The sequence below is a fragment of the Mycolicibacterium sp. XJ2546 genome (assembly GCF_053483195.1).
In genome coordinates, this window is sequence record NZ_JBEFRW010000009.1 from 12,498 (window position 1) to 36,777 (window position 24,280).

Below are 24,280 nucleotides of genomic sequence, written 5' to 3' on the forward strand. Positions count from 1 at the left end.
AGGTCCGTCATGGCCCGGTCAGTGCTCTACCCGCTGCGTTCGGTCGACACCGCGACGGTCCGGTACGCGAGCTTTCCGCACCACCGGCGACGAGTCACGATCGTGCACCGCCCGCTGCCCGGGGTCACCCCGGCGATGCTGCTGGATTGGTTCACCCACCTCGGCGAAACCATGCGCTACGGCGGTGAGGTCATCGACCGCTATCTCGCCTGGCATCCCATCGACCACATCGCATGGGAGCTCGCCAAGGCGGCGCCCGGCGGCGGCGCCGCCGAGGGCGCGCGCTTTCGCATCGTGGAGGCGTTCGGTGCCCGGCCGGAGTTCCGCGTCGACGTCGTGGAACGGGTCGAGAAACTCGACGAAACCGGGATCCGCCTGGTGCAGCGCCTCGGCGGGGTGGTGATCTTCGCGCTGGAGCACACCTGGTCGGCGGGTTCCGAAGGCACCCATTACGTCAGCGTGATGGACGTCGGGGCGCGCCCGGCGCTGATGGCGCCGGTCAACCGGGTGTTACGGCGCAAACTCCCCGACGAGATGCTCACCGCGTGGGTGAAACACAACATCGAGGAGGTCGGTCAGCTGGAGTATCTGCTGCCCGCGCTGGGCTCAAGTGAACCGGAACCAGCGCAGCGCGCACAACGCGGCCACCAGACCCCACACCGCGAGCACCAGCAGGCCGAACCAATCCACTGACACCGTCATCGCCTGCGACAGCGCCTCGGTCAACGCGCCCGACGGGGTCAGCCGGGCCACCCACTGGACCGCCTGCGGCACCATGCCGCCCTCCAAAGTCAGCGCACCGAGCCCGGCGAAGACGAACCACAGCAGGTTGGCCACCGCCAGCACGATCTCGGCGCGCAGCGTGCCGCCCAGCAGCAGACCCAACGCAGCAAACCCTGCGGTGCCCAGCGCGATGACCGCCGCGCCGAGCGCCAACCCGGCCAGCTCCGGCCGCCAGCCCAGCGCAAAGCCGATGCCGCCCAACACAATCGACTGCAGGAAAACCACCGCCACCACGGCCAGTGACTTGCCTGCGATGATGCCCCACACCGGAAGGGCGGTGGCCCCCAGCCGTTTGAGCGCGCCGTAGCGGCGATCGAACGCCACCGCGATCGCCTGGCCGGTGAACGCCGTGGAGATCACCGCCAGCGCCATGATCGCCGGCACGAACGTCGCCGCGCGGTCCGGGCCGAACGAGCCCAGCGGCAGCACGATCAACCCGATGAGCAGCGTGATCGGGATGAACATCGTCAGCAGCAGCTGTTCGCCGTTGCGCAACAACAACCGCAGCTCCAGCCCGAACTGGGCAGCCAGCATCTTCGACACCGCGGCCGGGCGAGGATCGGGCGAGAACGTGCCTGGCGCAAAACGATTCGGAGTGGTCACGGGCGCAGCTCCCTGCCGGTGAGGTCGAGGAACACGTCTTCGAGGCTGCGCTGTTCCACGCGCATATCGGTGGCCAGCACGTCGAGCCGAGCGCACCACGCCGTCACGGTGGCCAGCACCTGCGGGTCGATCGCACCCTCGACGAGGTACTCGCCGGGAGAGGTTTCGGTGGCTTTGTAACTCTCCGGCAGCGCCGAGATCAGCAGCGAAAGGTCGAGCCGGCGCGGCGCGCGGAACCGCAGCTGGTTCTCCGCACCGCTGCGCATCAGCTCCTCGGGCGTGCCGGTCGCCACCGGCGATCCGTTGTCGATGATCAGGATCCGGTCGGCCAGCTCCTCGGCCTCGGTGAGCTGGTGGGTGGTCAACACCACCGTCACCCCGTCGCGGCGCAACCCGTCGATCAACTCCCACACCACGATCCGGGCGTGGGCGTCCAGACCGGCCGTCGGCTCGTCGAGGAACACCAGCTCCGGACGTCCGACGACCGCGCACGCCAGCGCCAGCCGCTGCTGCTGGCCGCCGGACAGCCGCCGATAGGTCGTCCGCGCTGCTTCGGTCAGCCCCAACGTCTGCATCAACCACTGCGGATCGAGCGGGTTGGCGGCGTAGGCGGCGACGAGGTCGAGCATCTCACCGGCGCGGGCTGCGGGATAGCCGCCCCCGCCCTGCAGCATCACACCGATGCGTGCGCGCACCTGCGCGTTGTCGTCGAACGGATCGAGGCCGAGGATCTCGATGGTGCCGGAGTCGGGTTTGAGAAACCCCTCGCACATCTCGACCGTAGTGGTTTTCCCCGCCCCGTTGGGGCCGAGCAGTGCGAACACCTCGGCGGTGTGCACCTCGAGGTCGAGGTTCGACACCGCGGTCGTCGAGCCGTACCGCTTGCTGACTCCGCGCAGGCGCACGGGAGCGGACGACGCCCGCGATCCAGGGTGGCTCACGGGGAATCAGCGTAGGCGTCGGGCTTCACCGAAGGTGGGGGCGGTGGCGAGGGCTGATCGTGGGGCGCCGGCTCATCGGTGGTGGGTAGTTTGCGCCAGGGTAGGCGGTTGTGGGACAGCATCATCAACAGCAGCACCGTCACGGTGCTCGCCACCACGGCAAGCAGGATCTGGAAAAGCGTGAACCGGTCGCCGTTGGCGGTCGGGCCGAAGATCCCGACCACCAGCGTCACCACGATCGTCGTGCCGCGGAACGCCGGCCGGGTGGCCCAGGCCGCAAGGGGGATCACCGCCCACAGCACGTACCAGGGCTGCACCACGGGGAACAGCAGCACCGTCATACCGAGCGCGACGCCGAGCCCGCCGACGGGGTGCAACTTGCCCCGCAGCACGGCCAGCAGCAGCCAGGTGACCAGGATCGCGATGATGAGGACGCCGATGCCGCGGGCCAGGCCGAGGATGGCGGTGGTGTGATCGCCGAGCCCCAACAGGATGCCGACCTGACCGGTGCCCAGGGCCAGCAGCGTGGGCAGTGACATCCAACTGCGCACGACGTTGGCCGTGCCCAGCGTGAACAGCCACCCGAAGCCCAGCCCGCTGGCCCAGCCGATCAACGCCATCACCGCCACGCAGATCGCGGCCAGCGACCCTCCGGAGGCGAAGAACGCCTTGACCGTGCCGCCCCAGCGGTGCGCCAGCGCCATCGCCACAAAGCCCAGCGCCAGCAGCGACGGCAGCTTGACCTGCGACGACATCGTGATGAGCACGACGCCGAGCAGCAGCATCGCCAGCGGGTACCACTGCGCCCACTCCTCGCGGCTGCGGGGCCATGTCATCGGGTGCGGAAAAAGGGAGCTGGCGGCGTCGACGCCGCGCAGCGCGAACTCCGTGCCCGCCAGCATCAGGCCCAGCATCAGCGCCTCGTTGTGGATGCCCGCAACCAGATGCATGATCAGCAGCGGGTTGGCCGCACCCAGCCACAGCGCGCTGACCTCGGCCACCCCGCACCTGCGCGCGAGCCGCGGGGTCGCCCACATGATGAGCGCGACACCAAGCAGCACTACCAGCCGGTGGCAGAGCACCGCGGCGACGATGTTCTCGCCGGTGATCTCGGATATGCCCTCGCCCAGCCAGACGAACAGCGGGCCGTAGGGCGCGGGGGTCTCGCGCCACATGGTCGGCACCGACAGCGTGAACACGTGATCGAGGCCCAGCCCAGTGGCCGGCCCGACCAGGTACGGATCGAGGCCCTTGCTCGCGATTTCGCTTTGGGCCAGGTAGGAGTACACGTCGCGGCTGTACATCGGCGGGGCGATGAGCAGCGGCGTCACCCACAGCAACAGGGTGCGGTCGAGCTGGCTGCGCGACATGCGGCGATCGCCGAGGACGAAGCGGCCCAGCATCAGCCAGGCCAGCGCCATCATCACCGCGCCGGTGGTGGTCATGGTCAGCGACACGGTCTGAAGCCGGGACGGCAGGTTGAGCAGCCGCACCCCGAAGGTAGGGTCCTGGACGACCGGGCGGGCGCCGACGCCCAGCGCCCCGATGGCCATCAGCACGGTGCCGGTGGCTCCGAAAACCCGGGTCCGCCGCAGCGCGATGACCTCGGCGTCGTTCAGTGGCGAGCCGACCGGCCGCTCGTCGGCGTGCCAGCGGGCGATCGACGAGGACAGGGACTTGAGGCGGGCAGCCACCACAGCAGCGTAGCGGCCCGGAATCGGTGGTCTCAGGCACGTTCGCGGCGGCTAAGGGTGCCCTTGCTTTACATGTGTTTTCGAATTCCGTCACAATGGTGTTGTGAAAATAAGTCCGGAAGTCAGCAGCGACCGCCACACGCGTGGCGCGATCGTGCAGATGCTGCTGGAATCCGGACCCATCACCGCAGGTGAGATCGGCGAACGGCTCGGTATTTCCGCAGCGGGCGTGCGCCGACACCTCGATGCGCTGATGGAGGCCGGCGATGCGCAAGCCAGCGCTGCGGCGACCTGGCAGCACAGCGGCCGGGGCCGTCCGGCCAAACGGTACCGGCTCACCGCTGCGGGCCGGGCCAAGCTCGGCCACCGCTACGACGACCTGGCGGCGGCCGCCATGCGGCAACTGCGGGAGATCGGCGGCGACGATGCCGTGCGGACCTTCGCACGTCAACGCACCGACAGCATCCTGGCGGGAGTAACCGGCGGGTCCGATGACGTTGAAACAACTGCGGACCAGGTGGCGGCGGCGCTTACCGAGGCCGGTTACGCCACCACCACGACGCCGGTTGCCGGTCCGGTGGACGGCATCCAGCTGTGTCAGCACCACTGCCCGGTGTCACACGTCGCCGAGGAGTTTCCCGAACTCTGCGAGGCCGAGCGCGAGGCGTTCGCCGAGGTGCTCGGAACCCACGTGCAGCGGTTGGCCACCATCGTCAACGGCGACTGCGCGTGTACGACGCACGTGCCGCTCGCCGAGAAGAGCGCGAAGAAGAGCAAGGCCAAACCGAAGACCCTTCGGCGCACAGCCCGCGCCGAAGCCCCGACAAGCAAACAAGGAGCGTCGAAATGACGACCACCCCCGAGATCCAGAAGGTCGGCGAACCGCTCAGCCAGGAAGAGGCCATCGCCTCGCTGGGCCGGTACGGCTACGGCTGGGCGGACTCCGACGACGCGGGCGCGGTCGCCCAGCGCGGTCTGTCCGAAGCGGTGGTGCGCGACATCTCGGCGAAGAAGAGCGAGCCGGAGTGGATGCTGGAAACCCGGCTGCGTGCGCTGCGCACCTTCGACAAGAAGCCGATGCCCAAGTGGGGTTCCGACCTCGGCGGTATCGACTTCGACAACATCAAGTACTTCGTGCGGTCCACCGAGAAGCAGGCGGCCACGTGGGACGACCTGCCCGAGGACATCCGCAACACCTACGACAAGCTGGGCATCCCGGAGGCGGAGAAGCAGCGCCTGGTCTCCGGTGTCGCGGCCCAGTACGAGTCGGAGGTGGTCTACCACCAGATCCGCGAGGACCTGGAGGCCCAAGGCGTCGTCTTCCTCGACACCGACACCGCGCTGCGTGAGCATCCGGACATTTTCAAGCAGTACTTCGGCACTGTGATCCCGGCCGGCGACAACAAGTTCTCCGCGCTGAACACCGCGGTGTGGTCGGGTGGCTCGTTCATCTACGTGCCGCCCGGTGTGCACGTCGACATCCCGCTGCAGGCTTACTTCCGGATCAACACCGAGAACATGGGCCAGTTCGAGCGGACGCTGATCATCGTCGACGAAGGCGCCTACGTGCACTACGTGGAGGGCTGCACCGCACCGATCTACAAGTCCGATTCACTGCACTCCGCCGTGGTGGAGATCATCGTGAAGCCCGGCGGGCGGTGCCGGTACACGACGATTCAGAACTGGTCGAACAACGTCTACAACCTCGTCACCAAGCGGGCCCGCGCCGAGGCGGGCGCCACGATGGAGTGGATCGACGGCAACATCGGCTCGAAGGTCACCATGAAGTACCCGGCCGTGTGGATGACCGGTGAGCACGCCAAGGGTGAGGTGCTCTCGGTCGCGTTCGCCGGCGAGGACCAGCACCAGGACACCGGCGCGAAGATGCTGCACCTGGCGCCGAACACGTCGAGCAACATCGTGTCCAAGTCGGTGGCCCGCGGCGGCGGACGCTCGTCCTACCGCGGTCTGGTGCAGATCAACAAGGGCGCGCACGGCTCTAAGTCCAATGTGAAATGCGATGCGCTGCTGGTCGATACGATCAGCCGTAGCGACACCTACCCGTATGTCGATATCCGCGAGGACGACGTCACGATGGGCCACGAGGCCACCGTGTCGAAGGTCAGCGAGGATCAGATGTTCTATCTGATGAGCCGCGGCCTGTCCGAGGACGAGGCGATGGCCATGGTGGTGCGGGGCTTCGTCGAGCCGATCGCCAAGGAGCTCCCAATGGAGTACGCGCTGGAGCTCAACCGGCTGATCGAGCTGCAGATGGAAGGCGCAGTTGGGTGACGACAAGCAATCTGACCACGGCCGTCGAGGGGCAGAACAAAGGCGAGGTGTTCACCTCGTTCGACGTCGACGCCTTCGAGGTGCCGCACGGCCGTGACGAGATCTGGCGGTTCACGCCGCTGAAGCGGTTACGCGGGCTGCATGACGGCACCGCGCCGGCCACCGGAAGCGCGCGCATCGACGTGACCGAACGCCCGGGTGTGACGGTGGAATCCGTGCGCCGCGGCGACCCGCGACTGGGCGAAGGTGGCGTGCCCGCCGACCGGATTGCCGCCCAAGCGTTTTCGTCGTTCAACAACGCGACGGTCGTCACCGTCGGACGGGACACCGTGGTGGACGATCCGATCGAGATCGTGGTGACCGGGCCCGGTGAGGGCGCAACGGCATACGGTCATCTTCAGGTGCGCGTCGAAGAACTCGCAGAGGCGGTGATCGTCATCGATCACCGCGGCAGCGGAACCTACGCCGACAACCTCGAGTTCGTCGTCGGTGACGCCGCCACGCTCAAGGTGGTGTCGATCGCCGACTGGGCCGACGATGCGCTCAACGTCAGCATGCACCACGCATCGCTGGGCAAGGACTCGGTGTTTCGGCACACCGCGGTCACACTGGGCGGCGACCTGGTCCGGATGACGGGACGGGTGCGCTACCGCGCGCCAGGCGGTGACGCCGTACTGCTGGGCCTGTACTTCGCCGACGACGGGCAGCATTTCGAGTCACGCCTGCTCGTCGACCACGCCGAGCCGAACTGCCGCTCGCAGGTGACGTACAAGGGTGCGCTGCAAGGCGATCCGGCGTCGGCCAAACCCGATACCCGCACGGTGTGGATCGGCGATGTGCTGATCCGGGCCGCGGCCAGCGGCACCGACACCTTCGAGACCAACCGCAACCTGGTGCTCACCGATGGTGCGCGTGCGGACTCGGTACCCAACCTCGAGATCGAAACCGGTGAGATCGTCGGCGCCGGCCACGCCAGCGCGACCGGGCGGTTCGACGACGAGCAACTGTTCTATCTACAGGCGCGCGGCATCCCCGAGGATCAGGCGCGACGGCTGATCGTGCGCGGCTTCTTCGGCGAGATCATCCAGCAGATCACCGTACCCGCAGTGCGCGAACGCCTCAGCGACGCCATCGAACACGAGCTCGAGCTCACCGAAGTACTTCAAGGCAAGGACAGCTAATGACCACTCTGGAAATCAAGGACCTGCACGTCAGCGTCGCAGCCACTGAAGCGGCCGATGCGATCCCGATCCTCAAGGGCGTCGATCTCACCGTGAATTCGGGGGAGGTCCATGCCCTGATGGGGCCCAACGGATCCGGGAAGTCCACGCTGTCCTACGCGGTGGCCGGACACCCCAAATACGAGGTGACCTCGGGCTCGATCACGCTCGACGGCCAGGATGTACTGGAGATGACCGTCGACGAGCGCGCCCGCGCCGGCCTGTTCTTGGCCATGCAGTACCCGGTGGAGGTGCCCGGGGTGTCGATGTCGAACTTCCTGCGTTCGGCCGCGACGGCGGTGCGCGGTGAGGCCCCCAAGCTGCGGCACTGGGTCAAAGAGGTCAAGGGCGCAATGCAGGCCCTCGACATCGACACGTCGTTCTCCGAACGCAGTGTCAACGAGGGCTTTTCGGGCGGTGAGAAGAAGCGTCACGAGATCCTTCAGCTGTCGCTGCTGAAGCCGAAGATCGCGATCCTCGACGAGACCGACTCCGGTTTGGACGTCGACGCGTTGCGCGTCGTCAGCGACGGGGTGAACCAGTACGCCGAAACCGAGAACGGCGGCATCCTGCTCATCACGCACTACACGCGGATCCTGCGGTACATCCAGCCGCAGTTCGTGCACGTGTTCGTCGGTGGGCGCATCGCGGAATCGGGTGGACCCGAACTGGCCGACGAACTCGAGGAGCACGGCTACGAACGGTTCGCCCAAGCCGTGGAGGCCTGAGATGACGACCGCGCAGACTCTGGACGTCACCAGGATCCGGGCTGACTTCCCGATTCTGAAAAAGGTGATGCGCGGTGGGAAAACGTTGGCGTACCTGGATTCCGGAGCCACCTCGCAGCGGCCGGTGCAGGTGCTCGACGCTGAGCGGGATTTCCTGACCACGTCCTACGGCGCGGTGCACCGCGGCGCGCACCAGTTGATGGAGGAGTCCACGGACGCCTACGAACAGGGCCGTGAAGACATCGCCGCGTTCGTCGGCGCCCGGCCCGATGAGCTGGTGTTCACCAAGAACGCGACCGAGGCGCTCAACCTGGTGTCCTACGTCTTCGGCGACAACAGGTTCGAGCACGCGGTCGGCCCCGGAGACGTCATCGTGACCACCGAGGTGGAGCACCACGCGAACCTGATCCCGTGGCAGGAACTGGCCCGTCGTACCGGCGCGACGCTCAAGTGGTACCAAGCCACTTCCGAGGATCCCGAAGCCGGACGCATCGACCTCGACTCCCTTGCGCTCGATGACCGCGTCAAAGTCGTTGCGTTCAGCCATCACTCGAACGTGACGGGTGCCCTGGCGCCGGTGCACGAACTGGTGGCGCGGGCCAAGGCCGTCGGAGCGCTGACTGTGCTGGACGCGTGCCAGTCCGTTCCGCACCAGCCGGTGGACTTCGCGGCCCTGGATGTGGACTTCGCGGCATTCTCCGGACACAAGATGCTGGGCCCCACCGGCATCGGCGTGCTCTACGGACGGCGTGAACTGCTCGATGCGATGCCGCCGTTTCTCACCGGCGGCTCGATGATCGAAACCGTCACGATGGATGGCGCGACGTACGCCCCGCCGCCGCAGCGCTTCGAGGCCGGAACGCCGATGACGTCTCAGGTCGTCGGATTGGGCGCCGCCGCACGCTATCTCCGCGAGGTCGGGATGGACGTGGTGGAAGAGCACGAGGCGCAACTGGTGGCCGCGGCGCTCGAGGGGTTGGCCGGCATCGACGGCGTACGCATCATCGGGCCGACGACGCTTGCGAACCGGGCGTCCCCGGTTTCGTTCGTCGTCGACGGTGTGCACGCCCACGACGTCGGGCAGGTGCTCGACGACGAGGGTGTCGCTGTGCGCGTGGGTCATCACTGCGCGTTTCCGCTGCACCGCAAGTTCGGGATCGCCGCAACGGCGCGCGCGTCGTTCGCGCTCTACAACACCCTCGACGAGGTCGACCGCCTGGTGGCCGGTGTGCGGCGGGCTATCGAGTTCTTCGGCAGGGCCTGAGGTTTCGCGATGCGTCTCGAGCAGATGTATCAGGAAGTGATCCTCGATCACTACAAGCGTCCGCACCATCGGGGTCTGCGCGAGCCGTTCGCCGCCGAGGTGCACCACGTCAACCCGACGTGTGGTGACGAGGTGACGCTGCGGGTGGCGCTGTCCGCCGACGGGGAGACCGTTACCGACATCTCCTATGACGGGCAGGGTTGTTCGATCAGCCAGGCGGCGACATCGGTGCTGACCGATCAGGTGATCGGCCAGAGCGTGGGCGATGCGCTCAAGACGGTGGCGGCCTTCAGTGAGATGGTTTCGTCGCGCGGCACCGTTGCAGGGGATGAAGATGTGCTCGGCGACGGCGTGGCATTCGCGGGGGTGGCGAAATACCCCGCGCGGGTGAAGTGCGCGTTGCTGGGCTGGATGGCTTTCAAGGATGCGCTTGCGCAAGCCAGTGAGGAGATGTCAGATGAGCGACACCGCAGTGCCTAATGAGGAACTGTTGTTCGATCTCGAGGAGGCGATGCGCGACGTCGTGGACCCCGAACTGGGGATCAACGTCGTGGACCTCGGCCTCGTCTACGGTCTGAACGTCGAGAAGGGGGAGCAGGGCAACGTCGCGCTGATCGACATGACGCTGACGTCGCCGGCCTGCCCATTGACCGACGTCATCGAGGACCAGTCACGTACCGCGCTGGTGGGCACTGGGCTGGTCAACGAGATCAAGATCAACTGGGTGTGGAACCCACCGTGGGGGCCCGACAAGATCACCGACGACGGCCGCGAACAGCTGCGGGCACTCGGCTTCACCGTCTAAAGCGACAGTCAACCGGCGCCCCGATGCGGCGTCGGATTAGTCTGATCGCGTGATCAGCGGGACGGCTGTATCGCCGTTGGGAAGTGCGTTGCGCAGGCGCATGCTGGTGGCCTACCTGGTGATCCTGCTGGGCTTGTACGCGCTGAGCGTGGCGGTCGCGTTCGGGGGGGACTCACCACCGTCGGATGTGCGGGGCGAGGGTCTGGCGGTCGCGCTATGCCTGGTCGGGGTGCTACTCGCGGTGCGCACACCGCTGCGGGGCTGGCGCTACATCGCAGCGGTGGCGTGCGCGGGCACTGCCCCCATCGTCGCCCTGTTGTTTCACGAACAGCTTGCCGCGCAGGTCTGGTCGGTTGTTCCGCTGATGTTCGTGGCGATATTTCTGCGGAGCTGGCATCGGCCGGTCACGGCGCGCGCGACGTCTGCGGCTATCGCTGTCGGTGCGGCGTTGACGCTGTTGGTGGCCCCGGCCCCGGTGCCGGCAATGTGGTTGGTGCTGTACCTGGTGTGCATACCCGGGGCAGGGGAAGTGTGCGGCTGGGTGAGCTCGGCATTGATCGACCTAGCGTTGCGTGATCCGCTGACGGCGGTATGGAATCGGGCCGGTGTCGAGCGACACGCGAACGAGATGGTGGCGCGTGCGCGACGGCGGCGCCAGCCGGTTGCCGTGATCGTCCTCGACGTCGACGACTTCAAGACCGTGAACGACAGCCACGGGCACCTGGCCGGTGACGCAATCCTGGTCGAGCTGACGCAGCGGTGGACCCCGATAGTGCCTGAATCGTCGGTATTGGGCCGGGTGGGCGGTGACGAATTCGTCGTCGTTCTCACCGGGTATGACCAAAACCGGGCCCGGGCACTGGCCGCCGAACTCGCCGACGGAAATGCGGTGCACGTCACCTACGGGCTGACGCTCGATCCGACCGGCGCCGAACTTTTCGAGACACTGTTTCGGGCCGCCGATCGGGACCTCTATCGGCGCAAGCGGATGCGCAAATCCCAACCGAGGGGCACGGTTGACCTGACGAACTTCTCGGCAAGCTGAAGCCGGTCGGCGCAGCTATCTGTCGCGTAGTCCGATGATCAGGTCTGTCATCTCGGCCATGTGCTCTTCGACAGACCGAAAGCGGGAGTCCGTTAGCCGCAAGCCGTCGTCCATCCGTTGGAACCCCTGGTTCACACGTTGCTCGAGTTCGGTGAGCCTCGTGGTGTGGTCGCGCTGGTGCATCGCGAGTTCACGCTGGTTGGCACCCAACGCGTTGACGGCCGCGAGCACGGCGCGGTAGTCGGCCTGGGAGGCCTCCAGTGCCGCTATGCGCGCCTCGAAATCTTCCAGTGTCGCCACGTCACCATCATAAGGCGGGGTCCTGCATCGGATGGTCGCGTCTGTGTCGGGCTGTGAATGACGCGTCGGGCCAGGATCGCTGACTCGCCCACGTCGACGAAGTCCACGCACCTCTTTGCCAGCGCAATTGCCTGCGGCATGTCAGTTGCCTTAAGTATGGTCGTGACGCTTTGCGTGAGAGGGGAGGTGGACGGCCATGGGCTCCGTGCACGACGTCATCGACGCACTTCGTAAGGCGCCGTCGAACTCCGAGCGCGGAACGAAGTTCGAGAGGCTGATGGTGCGCTATTTCGAACTCGACCCGACGCTGTCACAGCAGTACGACGCCGTTTGGCGCTGGACCGACTGGCCGGACCGCAAGGGAAAGGTCGACACCGGCATCGACCTGGTCGCCCGCGAACGTGACACCGGTGAGTACACCGCGATCCAGTGCAAGTTTTACGAGCCCACACACACCCTCTCGAAAGGTGACATCGACTCGTTCTTCACCGCGTCGGGAAAGAAGCCGTTCACCAACCGGGTGATCATCTCCACGACTGACCGATGGGGTAAGAACGCGGAGGACGCCCTCGCCGACCAGACCGTCCAGGTCCAGCGGATCGGTATGGCCGAAATCGCCGAATCGCCGATCGACTGGGACATCGCCTGGCCGCAGGGCGATCTCGAGGTCAGTTTGTCGCCGGCGCAGCGACACGGCGCCAGACCGCACCAGGTCCAGGCGATCGAGAAGGTGTTCAACGGGTTCGCGGTCGGTAACGACCGCGGCAAGCTGATCATGGCGTGCGGCACGGGTAAGACATTCACCGCATTGAAGATCGCCGAGGGCACTGCTGTCGAAAACGGGAACAAGGCGCGGATTCTGTTCCTGGTGCCGTCCATTTCGCTGCTGAGCCAGACGTTGCGGGAATGGACGGCGCAGTCCGAACTCGATCTGCGTGCCTTCGCAGTGTGTTCGGACACCAAGGTGTCGCGGTCAGCCGAGGACTACAACATCCACGACGTGCCGATCCCGGTCACGACAGACCCCCAAGTTCTATTGCACGAAATGCAGCACCGCAGGCGCGCACAAGGCTTGACGGTGGTGTTCTGCACCTATCAGTCGCTGCCGGTGGTCGCCAAAGCCCAAGGGCTCGGCCTGGATTCGTTCGATCTGGTGATCTGCGATGAGGCACATCGCACCACCGGTGTGACGCTCGCCGGCGAGGACGAGTCGAACTTCGTCCGCATCCACGACGCCGACTACCTCAAGGCCACCCGACGGCTGTACATGACGGCGACGCCACGCATCTTCGATGAGAACGTCAAGGACAAGGCCAACGAGCATTCGGCTGAGCTGGTGTCCATGGACGACGAGCTCACCTACGGTCCGGAGTTTCACCGGCTGACGTTCGGTGAGGCGGTCGACCGGGGTTTGCTGACCGATTACAAGGTGCTCGTTCTCACCGTCGACCAGTCGGTGATCGCGGCTCGGCTGCAGCAGGAACTCGCCAACGTATCGGGTGAACTGTTGCTCGACGACGCCTCGAAGATCGTGGGTTGCTGGAACGGGCTCGCCAAGCGGGCAGGTACTGCGCCAGACGGGACGGGTTTCGCGCCAGCAGAGGCGCCGATGCGCCGGGCGGTCGCGTTCGCTCAGGACATCAAGACATCGAAGCGGGTCGCCGAGATCTTTCCCCGGGTGGTGGAGGCGTATGCCGATCTGCTGAACGAGCGCGAGGACGACGGCGAGCGTGTCGAGGAGACCAACCGTGGTTTGAAGTGTTCGGTCCGCCACGTCGACGGCACATTCAACGCGTTGGCCCGAAACGCGGAGCTGTCATGGCTCAAAGGTGTTGTCGCCGAAGATGAATGCCGCATTCTAACTAATGCCCGGTGCCTATCCGAGGGTGTCGATGTACCCGCACTCGACGCGGTGCTGTTTCTCAATCCGCGTAACTCGCAGGTGGACGTGGTGCAGTCCGTCGGCCGGTGATGCGCAAGGCGCCGGGTAAGGACTACGGGTATGTGATCCTGCCGGTCGCAGTGCCGGAGGGTGTCGAGCCGTCGATCGCCCTGGACGACAACAAGCGGTTCAAAGTGGTGTGGCAGGTACTCAATGCCCTGCGGTCACACGACGAGCGCTTCGATGCGATGGTCAACAGCCTCGCGCTTAATAGCAAGTCCGACACCAAGAGGGCCGGCGAAGGCAGCAACAAACTACTTGGCGGTCACGTAGGGCCGACAACCGATGAACCCGGTTCGGATGTCGGCTTACAGCAGCCCGGCAGCACCGCGGCGCAGATGGCGTTGTTTTCGCTGGCGCAATGGCAAGAAGCGATCTATGCGCGCATCGTCGACAAGGTCGGCACCCGGACGTACTGGGAGCAGTGGGCCGCCGACGTGGCCGACATTGCTGCGGCGCTCATCACCCGGGTCAAGGCGCTGCTCGGCGGCGCGAACCCCCGGGTCTCCGAGGCATTTGACCAGTTCGTCGCGGGCCTGCGGGACAACCTCAACGACTCGATCACCACCGAAGATGCGATCAGCATGCTCTCACAACACCTGATCACCAAGCCGGTGTTCGACGCGTTGTTCTCCGGGCACGACTTCGCGTCCCACAACCCGGTGTCGCGGACCATGCAGAAAATGGTCGACACGCTCGACGACGCGGGGTTGGAGGCGGAGACCGCGAAGCTGGAGGGCTTCTACGAATCGGTGCGGCGTCGCGCGAGCGCAGTGTCCAGCGCCGAAGGCAAGCAGCAGGTCATCGCCGAGCTGTACGAGAAGTTCTTCCGAATTGGCTTCAAAAAGCAATCTGATGCGCTGGGAATCGTCTACACACCAGTAGAAGTCGTCGACTTCATTCTGCGGGCCGCCGACCACGTGATGCGCGAACACTTCGGCAAGGGCCTGACGGACGAGGGCGTGCACATCCTCGACGGGTTCGCCGGCACCGGCACGTTCATCACGCGGTTGATGCAGTCCGGCTTGATCACTCCAGGGGATCTGGCGCGCAAGTACGCGAATGAGTTGCACGCCAACGAGATCATGTTGCTGGCGTACTACATCGCTGCGGTGAACATCGAGGCCACCTATCACGCGCTGGTGGGCAAGACTGCCGACACCGGTGACTACGAGCCTTTCCCGGGGATTGCGCTGGCCGATACGTTTCAGATCAGTGAAGCCGACGACAGCATGGACGCGATCATGTTCCCCCAGAACAACAATCGGATCCTCAACCAGCTACAGACACCGATGAACGTGATCATCGGCAACCCGCCGTACTCGGTGGGTCAGACGAGCGCGAACGATCTGAACGCGAACGTCAAGTACCCGACGTTGGATTCACGGATTGAGCAGACGTACGCGAAGCGGTCCACGGCTACGAACAAGAACAGCCTGTATGACTCGTATATTCGTGCATTCCGGTGGGCAACAGACCGGATTGGCGACGCAGGGGCTATCGCGTTCGTGTCCAATGGGGGCTGGATCGACGGCAACACCGCAGATGGCATGCGGCTGTCTCTGGCCAATGACTACTCGACGATCTATGTGTATAACCTCCGAGGCAACCAGCGGACTGCGGGCGAGCTGTCGCGCAAGGAGGGCGGCAAAGTGTTCGGCGGTGGCAGCCGCAACACCGTGGCAGTGTTCATCGGTGTCAAGGATCCCACCCACGCCGGACCGTGCCGGGTCTTCTACCGCGATATCGGCGACTACCTCAGCCGCGAGGATAAGTTGCGCATCGTCGACGCCGAGCAGGTCGACGCGGTCGAATGGACCAGCATCACGCCGAATGACCATGGCGACTGGGTGAACCAACGTGATGACGCGTTCGCCACGTGGCCTGTGCTCGGTGACAAGAAGGGGTCCGGTGCAACGGTGTTCGCGCGGCACTCGGCCGGACTGAAGACTGGACGCGACGCGTGGTGCTACAGCTACTCGAACCAACAGCTAACCGCCAACGCGGCCGAACTCATCGATCAGTACGACGTGGTGAGGGCAGCGCTGCACGCCGAGCATGCTGACGCCGCGAGCGGCGAGGATGCCTTCGACAAGCTGCTGACCTCTCGATCGGACTTGACCGGACAGGGCCGGATCAGCTGGGGCGCGAATCTCAAACAGCAGGTCGCGAAGAACAACGCCATCGCGTGGCAATTGGAGTCCGTGCGGCGCGGTATCTACCGCCCGTTCGATACCCAATGGTGCTGGTTCGACCGGCGCGTGAACGACAGGGTGTACCAGCTGCCATCGATGTTCCCGACACCCGAGCATCGCAATGTGGGCTTTATCCTTACCGGTGCCGCGTCGCACTTCGAATTCACACCGTTCATGACCGATCTTCTCCCGAACTTGCACACCCTCGATACCGCGCAATTTTTTCCCCGCTGGACCTACGAGAAAGTTGAATCCGTCACCGGGGAACTCGATTTCGGTGCGGCTACCGATATCGACGAATACGGCTACCGGCGCATCGACAACGTCACCGACGAGATCCTCAAGCTCTACCGCGAAGCCCTCGGCGAGCAGGTCACCAAGGACGACATCTTCTACTACGTTTACGGTCAACTGCACGACCCGGACTACCGCGAGAAATATGCCGCCGATCTCAAGAAAATGCTGCCGCACATCCCCACGCCGGGAAGTCATGAGCGGTTCGACCAACTCGCGGACGCCGGCCGAAAGCTCGCCGAGCTGCATGTCAACTACGAATCAGTCGAGCCGTATCCGCTTGATGTGCAACTGAAACCAGGTGTCGATCCGGATGATCGCGAGACCTGGCGCGTGCAGAAGATGAAGTGGCGGTCCAAGACTGACCACTGCGCGATCACATATAACGCCAAAGTGACTATCGCGGGCATTCCCCAGGAAACCGAGCGTTACATGCTCGGATCACGATCCGCGCTCGGCTGGGTCATCGACCGCTACAAGGTCACCACCGACAAAGCCTCCGGCATTGTCAACGACCCCAACGACTGGTGCGATGAGCACGATGACCCGACCTACATCGTCGACCTCATCAAGCGGGTTACCGCGGTGAGCATAGCGACGATGAAGATCGTCGATACCCTCTGACGCACGGGGGCGAGCCACAAAACCGACTGATCGAAGGGACGGCCGTTGGTCACGGTGCCGGCATTCGCATGGCGCGGCGGCTTTGTCCGCCGAGCGCTGACGATCGGGCCTGCGGTCGGGGTGGTCCTCGGTGTGCTGGCATGGCTGGATTCGGGTCTGGTTTTTGCAGGCGTTTGCGTTCTGGTGATTGTCGGTGTGTTCTACGGCGTCTGGATGGCGCGGCGCATGAAGCGGTATTGGCCCGGCGCCGAAGGTCTTTCGGCCGCGGAGCGGGTGAAGGTGGTGCGTGCCGCACGACGCGGTGAGCGCATCACCGATGCCCGGCTGACCCCAGCGGCTCTCGACTACCGCACCGGCATCCACGCGGCGGCGGAAGAAGCCAAACCGTTCCGCTGGCTGTTGCCCGTCGTCTTGGCTGTCGGTGTGGCCACCGCCGGGTGGGACGCCGCTTTCGGCTCATGGGGCAACGCAGTGGCCTCGTTCATCTACCTGGTGATGCTGCTGGCGGAGGTGTTGTGGTGGCCGAGGCGACGCGCGCGGCTTCTGTCCAACGTCGACCGCGCATCCAGCACCCCTCGATGAGCTTCGACCCCCTCTGCGTCGCCACCCGACGCTAGCTACGCGGGCTGGCGGAAAGCCTGATCGCGGGCTCGCTGTACCGGGTGGCGGGCACCATCCTGTCGGCGGTGCGTCCGGCCGGCTTCGCGGGCCCCGGGATCGCGCTGGCCGAACGCGCCGTTCGGAGCACTGAACGCCCTGGACCCGGCCCACGACGCCGACACGCTCACCGAGCGCATCGTCGCGTTCTTCGTGAGCGGCCGCACCGAACTGTGGGGTGGCCCGTAGGCTGGGAACATCCCACCGCCAACCAGCGTTAGGAAGCAACGTGGCTACCAAGGAATTGACCGCCGAAGAATTCAACGACACTATCAACGACAACGAGATTGTGCTGGTGGATTTCTGGGCGTCGTGGTGCGGCCCGTGTAAAGCGTTCGCGCCGACGTTCGCAGCGTCTGCGGAGGAACACCCCGACGTGGTGTTCGCCAAGGTCGACACCGAGGCCGAGCAGGAACTCGCGGCCGCCGCCGACATCCGCTCCATCCCCACCCTGATGGCGTTCAAGAAGGGCAAGCTGGTGTTCAACCAGGCCGGGGCGCTGCCGCCCGCGGCGCTCGAGGAGCTCGTGCAGCGCGTCAAGGAATTCGACGTCGACGCCGCGATCGCCGCGCAGAACGACGGCCAGCCCGAGTGAGCGGACGCACGCGATAGCGTGCAGTCCGTGACCGAGCAGACCGACTTCGTCCTCGTCGACCGCCCGCGCGCCGATATCGCGCTGGTGACCCTGAACCGGCCCGAACGCATGAACTCGATGGCGTTCGACGTGATGGTTCCGCTCAAGAAAGTCCTCGACGAGCTGAACTACGACAACGCCGTGCGGGTGATCGTGCTCACAGGCGCCGGGCGGGGCTTCTCGTCGGGCGCCGACCACAAGTCGGCGGGCAGCGTTCCGCACACCGATGGCCTGACCCGGCCGATGTTCGCGCTGCGATCGATGGAAGTGCTCGACGAGGTGGTCCTGGCGCTGCGCAAAATGCACCAGCCGGTGATCGCCGCGGTCAACGGCGCAGCGATCGGCGGGGGCCTGTGCCTGGCCCTGGCCTGCGACATCCGGGTGGCCGCCACCAGCGCGTATTTCCGCGCCGCCGGGATCAACAACGGCCTGACCGCCAGCGAGTTGGGCCTGTCGTATCTGCTGCCCCGCGCGATCGGCACCTCGCGGGCGTTCGAGCTGATGCTCACCGGCCGCGACGTCGAGGCCGAGGAGGCCCAACGGATCGGCCTGGTGTCCACGACGGTGGCCGACGACCAACTGCTGCAGACCTGCTACCAGCTGGGGGAGCGGATCGCGTCGTTCTCGCGGCCGGGAATCGAGTTGACCAAGCGCACACTGTGGAGTGGACTGGACGCCGCTAGCCTCGAAGGGCACATGCAGGCCGAAGGTCTGGGCCAACTCTATGTGCGTCTGCTCACCGCGAACTTCGAAGAGGCGGTGGCCGCGCGCGCCGAGAACCGGGCCCCCAACTTCACCGACGACAAGTAACAGGAGAGCAGCCGCGTGATCACCGCAACGGACCTCGAGGTCCGCGCCGGCGCGCGCACGCTGCTGTCCACCGACGGTTCGGCGCTGCGCGTGCAGCCCGGCGATCGCATCGGGCTCGTCGGACGCAACGGCGCCGGGAAGACCACCACCATGCGGATTCTGGCGGGTGAGGGCGAACCCTACGCCGGAAAGATCTCCCGGGCAGGTGAAATCGGGTACCTGCCACAGGATCCGAAAGAGGGCGACCTCGACATGCTGGCCCGCGACCGGGTGCTGTCCGCCCGCGGCCTCGACACGCTGCTCTCCGACCTGGAAAAGCAGCAGGTGCTGATGGCCGAGGTCGCCGACGACACCGCCCGGGACAAGGCCGTTCGGCGCTACGGCCAACTCGAGGAGCGGTTCGCCGCACTGGGCGGCTACGCCGCCGAGAGCGAGGCCGGCCGGATCTGCGCGAGTCTGGGCCTGCCCGAGCGGGTTCTCACCCAGCCGCTGCGCACGCTGTCGGGCGGACAGCGGCGCCGGGTGGAGCTGGCGCGAATTCTGTTCGCCGCCTCCGAAGACGGCTCGGGGGCCTCGGGTTCCACGACCACGCTGCTACTCGACGAGCCGACCAACCACCTCGACGCCGACTCCATCGGTTGGTTGCGCACCTTCCTGCAGAACCACACCGGCGGGCTGGTGGTCATCAGCCACAACATCGACCTGCTCGCCGACGTCGTGAACCGGGTCTGGTTCCTCGACGCCGTGCGCGGTGAGGTCGACGTCTACAACATGGGCTGGCAGCGCTACCTCGACGCCCGTGCCACCGACGAGCAGCGTCGCCGTCGGGAACGCGCCAACGCCGAACGCAAGGCGGCCGCGCTGCGCACCCAGGCCGCGAAGATGGGCGCCAAGGCAACCAAAGCCGTTGCCGCGCAGAACATGCTGCGCCGGGCCGACCGGATGATGGCCGCGCTCGACGAGGAGCGGGTGGCCGACAAGGTGGCCCGAATCAAGTTTCCGACGCCGGCCCCGTGCGGGCGCACCCCGTTGGTGGCCAAGGGGCTGACCAAGAATTACGGGTCGTTGGAGGTGTTCTCGGGCGTCGACCTGGCCATCGACCGCGGCTCGCGCGTGGTGATACTCGGTCTCAACGGTGCGGGCAAGACCACGCTGCTGCGCCTGCTGGCCGGGGTGGAGACACCGGACGCCGGCGCGATCGAGCCGGGCCACGGCATGAAGGTCGGCTACTTCGCCCAGGAGCACGACACCCTCGACGACGCCGCCACGGTGTGGGAGAACATCCGCCACGCGGCACCCGATAGCGGCGAGCAGGATCTGCGGGGGCTGTTGGGCGCGTTCATGTTCAGCGGTCTGCAACTCGAGCAGCCGGCAGGCACCTTGTCCGGCGGCGAGAAGACCCGGCTGGCATTGGCCGGCCTGGTCGCCTCCACCGCCAATGTGCTGCTGCTCGACGAGCCGACCAACAACCTCGACCCCGCGTCCCGCGAACAGGTGCTCGACGCGCTGCGCAGCTACGTCGGCGCGGTGGTGCTGGTGACACACGATCCGGGCGCAGCCGAGGCGCTGGACCCGCAGCGCGTCGTGCTGCTGCCCGACGGCACCGAGGACTTCTGGTCCGAGGAGTACGCGGAGCTGATCGAGCTCGCCTGACCGGCGGGCGGGTGTGTAGCCGAATTGCGAACCGTTTCACCCATTTCCACCCACCGGGTGTAGCAGCTTCCTACGCTGGGTATCCGTCGGGGCATCACAAGTGCGCGGGGAGGTGCCAGGCAGGATGACCCAGAAGAAGTCCAGCAAACCAAGAGACCAGCTCTTGAACGAGTTGCGCAGCGCGTACGAGAACGGCGCGAGCATCCGGACGTTGGTCGCGTCGACCGGCCGCTCGTACGGCTCGATACACAGCATGTTGCGGGAGTCAGGTACGACGATGCGCAGCCGCGGTGGTCCCAACCACCGCAGCCGCCGTTAGCGTTGCTGCTGGCGCAGCGACGCCTCGACGAGGTCCAGTACGCCGCTGAGCCTTTCAGGATCATCGCCTGACGCCAGCCGTGCGACCAGACCGTCGAGCACGAGGTCGAGGTAGGTTTGCAGGACGGCGCTGGGGACGTCGTCGCGCAGCCGCCCGGCCTGCTTCTGCCGCCGCAGTCGCGCCGTGGTCGCGGCCGACAGTTCAGCCGAGCGTTCCTTCCAGCCGCGGTGAAACTCCGGGTCGTTGCGCAGCTTGCGGGCGATCTCCAACCGGGTGGCCAGCCAGTCGAACTGATCGGGCGCGGCCAACATATCCCGCATCACCTGCACGAGGCCTTCGCGCGCCGCCACATCGGCCATCCGCTCGGCGTCCTCGCGGGCCAACTCGAAGAACAGCGTGTCCTTGTCGCGAAAGTGATGGAAGATGGCGCCGCGCGACAGCCCGATGGTCTGCTCGAGCCGCCGCACGGTCGCCTTGTCGTAGCCGTACTCCGCGAAACACCTCCGGGCACCGTCGAGGATCTGGCGGCGGCGGGCCGCCAGATGGTCGTCGGTGACCCGCGGCATCCGTCAGGACTTCAACATGTTGCGCAACACGTACTGCAGGATGCCGCCGTTGCGGAAGTAGTCCGCCTCACCGGGGGTGTCGATGCGCACCACCGCATCGAACTCGACCGGATCGACGCCCTCCTTCGTGGCTTTCACCTGCACGGTCTTGGGCGTCTTGCCTCCGTTTTTCCCGTCGCTGCGCTCGCCCCGGTCGTTGAGCGCCTCGATGCCGGTGATGTCGAACGTCTCGGTGCCATCCAGCCCGAGGCTGGCCGCCGACTCGCCCTGGGGGAACTGCAGCGGGATGACGCCCATGCCGATCAGGTTGCTGCGGTGGATCCGTTCGAACGACTCGGCGATCACCGCGCGGACGCCCAGCAGGCTGGTGCCCTTGGCGGCCCAGTCCCGCGACGAGCCCGAACCGTACTCCTTACCGCCCAGCACGACCAGCGGAATGTTCTGCGCCGCATAGTTTTGCGCGGCATCGTAGATGAACGCCTGCTCGCCGTCCTTGGTGAAGTCGCGGGTGTAGCCGCCCGCGACGTCGTCGAGCAGCAGGTTGCGCAATCGGATGTTGGCGAAGGTGCCGCGGATCATCACCTCGTGGTTACCGCGCCGCGAACCGTAGGAGTTGTAGTCCTTGCGCTCCACGCCGTTGGCGTCGAGGTACTGCGCGGCCGGTGTGCCGGGCTTGATCGCGCCGGCGGGGGAGATGTGGTCTGTGGTCACCGAGTCACCCAGCAGCGCAAGTACTCTGGCGCCGCTGATGTCGGACACCGGCTCGGGCTCGGCGGACATACCGTCGAAATACGGGGGCTTGCGGACGTACGTCGAGTCGGGGTTCCACTCGAAGGTGTTACCGCTCGGCGTCGGCAGGTTGCGCCACCGTTCGTCGCCCTTGAAGACATCGGCGTAGTTCTTGGTGAACATCTCGCGGTTGATCGCCGAGGCGATCGTGTCGTTGATGTCCTGCTGCGACGGCCAGATGTCCTTGAGGTAGACCTCGTTGCCGTCCTTGTCCCTGCCCAACGGTTCCGCGTCGAAGTCGAAGTCCATCGTGCCCGCCAACGCGAAGGCGATCACCAAGGGCGGCGACGCGAGGTAGTTCATCTTCACGTCGGGGTTGATGCGGCCCTCGAAGTTGCGGTTGCCCGACAGCACCGCGGTCACCGACAGGTCGTTGTCGTTGACGGCCTGTGAGATCTCGTCGGGCAGCGGGCCGGAGTTACCGATGCACGTGGTGCAGCCGTAGCCCACCAGATAGAAGCCGAGCTTCTCCAGATAGGGCCACAACCCGGCCTTCTCGTAGTAGTCGGTGACCACCTGCGAACCCGGCGCCATCGTGGTCTTCACCCACGGCTTGGTGCTCAACCCTTTCTCCACGGCGTTGCGGGCCAACAGCGCCGCGCCGAGCATGACCTCGGGGTTGGAGGTGTTGGTGCACGAGGTGATCGCCGCGATCACCACGGCACCGTGATCGATGATGAACTCGCCGTGCTCGTCGGACTGCACCTCCACTGGGTTGGTCGGCCTGCCGTCGGCGCCGACGGCCGCGGACGGAACCACCGCATCGTCGTCGGCGAAGGCGAGGCTGGCTGCGGGATCACTGGCCGGGAAGGTGTCCTCGACGGCCTCGTCGAGCTTGGTGTGCTCAACGGGCATGTTCTGTTCGACGTAGTTGTGGATGTCCTTGCGAAACGCGGTCTTTGCGTCGTTGAGCGCGATGCGGTCCTGCGGCCGCTTCGGTCCAGCGATCGACGGCACCACCTCGGACAGGTTGAGCTCGAGGTACTCGCTGAACTTCGGCTCCCGACTCGGGTCGTGCCACATGCCCTGTTCCTTGGCGTAGGCCTCGACCAGCGCCAGCTGCTCGTCGCTGCGCCCGGTGAACCGCAGGTAGCTGATGGTCTCTTCGTCGATCGGGAAAATCGCTGCGGTGGAACCGAATTCCGGGCTCATGTTGCCCAGCGTGGCGCGGTTGGCCAGCGGCACCTCGGCCACGCCGTCGCCGTAGAACTCGACGAACTTGCCGACCACACCGTGCTGTCGCAGCATCTCGGTGACGGTCAGCACGACGTCGGTGGCGGTGACTCCCGGCTGGCGCTCGCCGGTCAGCTTGAACCCGACCACCGGGGGGATCAGCATCGACACCGGCTGGCCCAGCATGGCGGCCTCGGCCTCGATACCGCCCACGCCCCAGCCCAGCACGCCGAGCCCGTTGACCATCGTGGTGTGACTGTCGGTGCCCACGCAGGTGTCGGGGTAGGCGGTCCCGTCGCGGTCCATCACGACGCTGGCCAGATACTCGATGTTGACCTGATGCACGATGCCGGTGCCCGGCGGCACCACCTTGAAGTCGTCGAACGCACCCTGTCCCCACCGCAGGAACTGGTAGCGCTCGCCGTTGCGCTCGTACTCGATCTCGACGTTGCGCTCGAACGCATCGGCGCGGCCGAACAGGTCGGCGATCACCGAGTGGTCGATCACCAGGTCCGCGGGGGCGAGCGGGTTGACCTGTTCGGGGTCACCACCAAGTTCGGCGATCGCCTCACGCATGGTGGCCAAGTCGACAATGCACGGCACGCCGGTGAAGTCCTGCATCACCACCCGGGCGGGGGTGAACTGGATCTCCACGCTGGGTTCGGCTTCCGGATCCCAGTTGGCGATCGCCTCGATGTGCTCTTTGGTGATGTTGGCGCCGTCCTCGGTGCGCAGCAGGTTCTCGGCTAGCACCTTGAGGCTGAAGGGAAGGCGCTCGGTGCCCGGCACCGCGTCGAGGCGATAGATCTCGTAGCTCTTGTCGCCGACCTTGAGCGTGTCACGGGCACCGAAAGAGTTCAGGGACGAATTGGCGTTATTACCTTTGCTCACATCAACTCCCGGCTAGTTCTCGCCGCCGACGGGCTGAGTCGACGGCCCACGTAACCCT

Annotated in this window: 20 protein-coding genes and 1 pseudogene; 15 read left to right on the forward strand and 6 right to left on the reverse strand. The window is 65.9% G+C overall.

Annotation, left to right across the window (positions count from 1 at the left end):
• Positions 1–9: 9 nt before the first annotated feature.
• A complete protein-coding gene (locus ABQE44_RS15980; protein WP_448394332.1) occupies positions 10–693 on the forward strand; it encodes a hypothetical protein in 684 nt (227 codons plus the stop codon).
• On the opposite strand, the gene ABQE44_RS15985 is transcribed toward ABQE44_RS15980, so the two are convergent.
• The 3 genes from ABQE44_RS15985 to mptB are packed head-to-tail and all read right to left on the reverse strand — an operon-like array spanning position 607 to position 4,021.
• The gene (locus ABQE44_RS15985; protein WP_448394333.1) at positions 607–1,386 is read right to left on the reverse strand and encodes an ABC transporter permease; all 780 of its coding nucleotides are present in this window, start codon (positions 1,384–1,386) and stop codon (positions 607–609) included. The genes ABQE44_RS15980 and ABQE44_RS15985 overlap by 87 nt on opposite strands.
• On the reverse strand, positions 1,383–2,291 hold the full coding sequence (locus ABQE44_RS15990) for an ABC transporter ATP-binding protein (protein WP_448394493.1): 909 nt from the start codon (positions 2,289–2,291) through the stop codon (positions 1,383–1,385). The genes ABQE44_RS15985 and ABQE44_RS15990 overlap by 4 nt, the downstream gene beginning before the upstream one ends.
• Before the next feature lie 32 nt (positions 2,292–2,323).
• Complete coding sequence (gene mptB, locus ABQE44_RS15995; protein ID WP_448394334.1) at positions 2,324–4,021, reverse strand: polyprenol phosphomannose-dependent alpha 1,6 mannosyltransferase MptB; 1,698 nt, start codon at positions 4,019–4,021, stop codon at positions 2,324–2,326.
• Between the two features lie 109 nt (positions 4,022–4,130).
• Between mptB and ABQE44_RS16000 the strand changes: the two genes are divergently transcribed.
• From ABQE44_RS16000 to ABQE44_RS16035, 8 genes are read left to right on the forward strand one after another with little or no spacing between them, the layout of a single operon-like run.
• Positions 4,131–4,871, forward strand: a complete 741-nt coding sequence (locus ABQE44_RS16000) for a helix-turn-helix transcriptional regulator (RefSeq protein ID WP_448430933.1) — start codon at positions 4,131–4,133, stop codon at positions 4,869–4,871.
• Positions 4,868–6,313: a Fe-S cluster assembly protein SufB gene (gene sufB, locus ABQE44_RS16005; RefSeq protein WP_448430799.1), complete on the forward strand. Its 1,446-nt coding sequence runs from the start codon at positions 4,868–4,870 to the stop codon at positions 6,311–6,313. Before ABQE44_RS16000 ends, sufB begins: the two co-directional genes overlap by 4 nt.
• Entirely contained in the window at positions 6,310–7,494 is a 1,185-nt protein-coding gene (gene sufD, locus ABQE44_RS16010) for a Fe-S cluster assembly protein SufD (RefSeq protein ID WP_448394336.1), read from the forward strand. The genes sufB and sufD overlap by 4 nt, the downstream gene beginning before the upstream one ends.
• Positions 7,494–8,261: a Fe-S cluster assembly ATPase SufC gene (gene sufC / locus ABQE44_RS16015; RefSeq protein WP_448394337.1), complete on the forward strand. Its 768-nt coding sequence runs from the start codon at positions 7,494–7,496 to the stop codon at positions 8,259–8,261. Before sufD ends, sufC begins: the two co-directional genes overlap by 1 nt.
• Position 8,262: 1 nt before the next feature.
• On the forward strand, positions 8,263–9,525 hold the full coding sequence (locus tag ABQE44_RS16020; protein WP_448394338.1) for a cysteine desulfurase: 1,263 nt from the start codon (positions 8,263–8,265) through the stop codon (positions 9,523–9,525).
• Positions 9,526–9,534: 9 nt separating this feature from the next.
• On the forward strand, positions 9,535–10,005 hold the full coding sequence (gene sufU, locus ABQE44_RS16025; RefSeq protein WP_448394339.1) for a Fe-S cluster assembly sulfur transfer protein SufU: 471 nt from the start codon (positions 9,535–9,537) through the stop codon (positions 10,003–10,005).
• A complete protein-coding gene (locus tag ABQE44_RS16030; RefSeq protein ID WP_448394340.1) occupies positions 9,983–10,330 on the forward strand; it encodes a metal-sulfur cluster assembly factor in 348 nt (115 codons plus the stop codon). The genes sufU and ABQE44_RS16030 overlap by 23 nt, the downstream gene beginning before the upstream one ends.
• Positions 10,331–10,379: 49 nt before the next feature.
• Positions 10,380–11,375 (forward strand): GGDEF domain-containing protein, encoded by a 996-nt coding sequence (locus ABQE44_RS16035; RefSeq protein ID WP_448394341.1) that lies wholly within the window; start codon positions 10,380–10,382, stop codon positions 11,373–11,375.
• Positions 11,376–11,390: 15 nt separating this feature from the next.
• Here the strand turns inward: ABQE44_RS16035 and ABQE44_RS16040 are convergent, their stop codons facing one another.
• Positions 11,391–11,675, reverse strand: a complete 285-nt coding sequence (locus ABQE44_RS16040; protein WP_448430801.1) for a hypothetical protein — start codon at positions 11,673–11,675, stop codon at positions 11,391–11,393.
• A 196-nt stretch (positions 11,676–11,871) separates the two neighbouring features.
• Here ABQE44_RS16040 and ABQE44_RS16045 point away from each other — a divergent pair.
• The 6 genes and pseudogenes from ABQE44_RS16045 to ABQE44_RS16070 all read left to right on the forward strand — a co-directional run bounded on the left by ABQE44_RS16045 (position 11,872) and on the right by ABQE44_RS16070 (position 20,803).
• Positions 11,872–16,730, forward strand: a pseudogene (locus ABQE44_RS16045) (DEAD/DEAH box helicase).
• A gap of 54 nt (positions 16,731–16,784) precedes the next feature.
• Positions 16,785–17,312, forward strand: a complete 528-nt coding sequence (locus ABQE44_RS16050; protein ID WP_448430935.1) for a hypothetical protein — start codon at positions 16,785–16,787, stop codon at positions 17,310–17,312.
• 304 nt (positions 17,313–17,616) lie between these two features.
• Entirely contained in the window at positions 17,617–17,982 is a 366-nt protein-coding gene (gene trxA / locus ABQE44_RS16055; RefSeq protein WP_448394344.1) for a thioredoxin, read from the forward strand.
• A gap of 18 nt (positions 17,983–18,000) precedes the next feature.
• A complete protein-coding gene (locus tag ABQE44_RS16060) occupies positions 18,001–18,831 on the forward strand; it encodes an enoyl-CoA hydratase (RefSeq protein ID WP_448430803.1) in 831 nt (276 codons plus the stop codon).
• 15 nt (positions 18,832–18,846) lie between these two features.
• On the forward strand, positions 18,847–20,484 hold the full coding sequence (locus ABQE44_RS16065) for an ABC-F family ATP-binding cassette domain-containing protein (protein ID WP_448430805.1): 1,638 nt from the start codon (positions 18,847–18,849) through the stop codon (positions 20,482–20,484).
• A 124-nt stretch (positions 20,485–20,608) separates the two neighbouring features.
• A complete protein-coding gene (locus ABQE44_RS16070) occupies positions 20,609–20,803 on the forward strand; it encodes a helix-turn-helix domain-containing protein (protein ID WP_427058476.1) in 195 nt (64 codons plus the stop codon).
• Here the strand turns inward: ABQE44_RS16070 and ABQE44_RS16075 are convergent.
• On the reverse strand, positions 20,800–21,369 hold the full coding sequence (locus ABQE44_RS16075; protein ID WP_448394347.1) for a TetR/AcrR family transcriptional regulator: 570 nt from the start codon (positions 21,367–21,369) through the stop codon (positions 20,800–20,802). The two genes, ABQE44_RS16070 and ABQE44_RS16075, sit on opposite strands and share 4 nt — an antisense overlap.
• A 3-nt stretch (positions 21,370–21,372) precedes the next feature.
• Positions 21,373–24,222, reverse strand: a complete 2,850-nt coding sequence (locus ABQE44_RS16080) for an aconitate hydratase (protein ID WP_448430807.1) — start codon at positions 24,220–24,222, stop codon at positions 21,373–21,375.
• Positions 24,223–24,280: the final 58 nt, after the last annotated feature.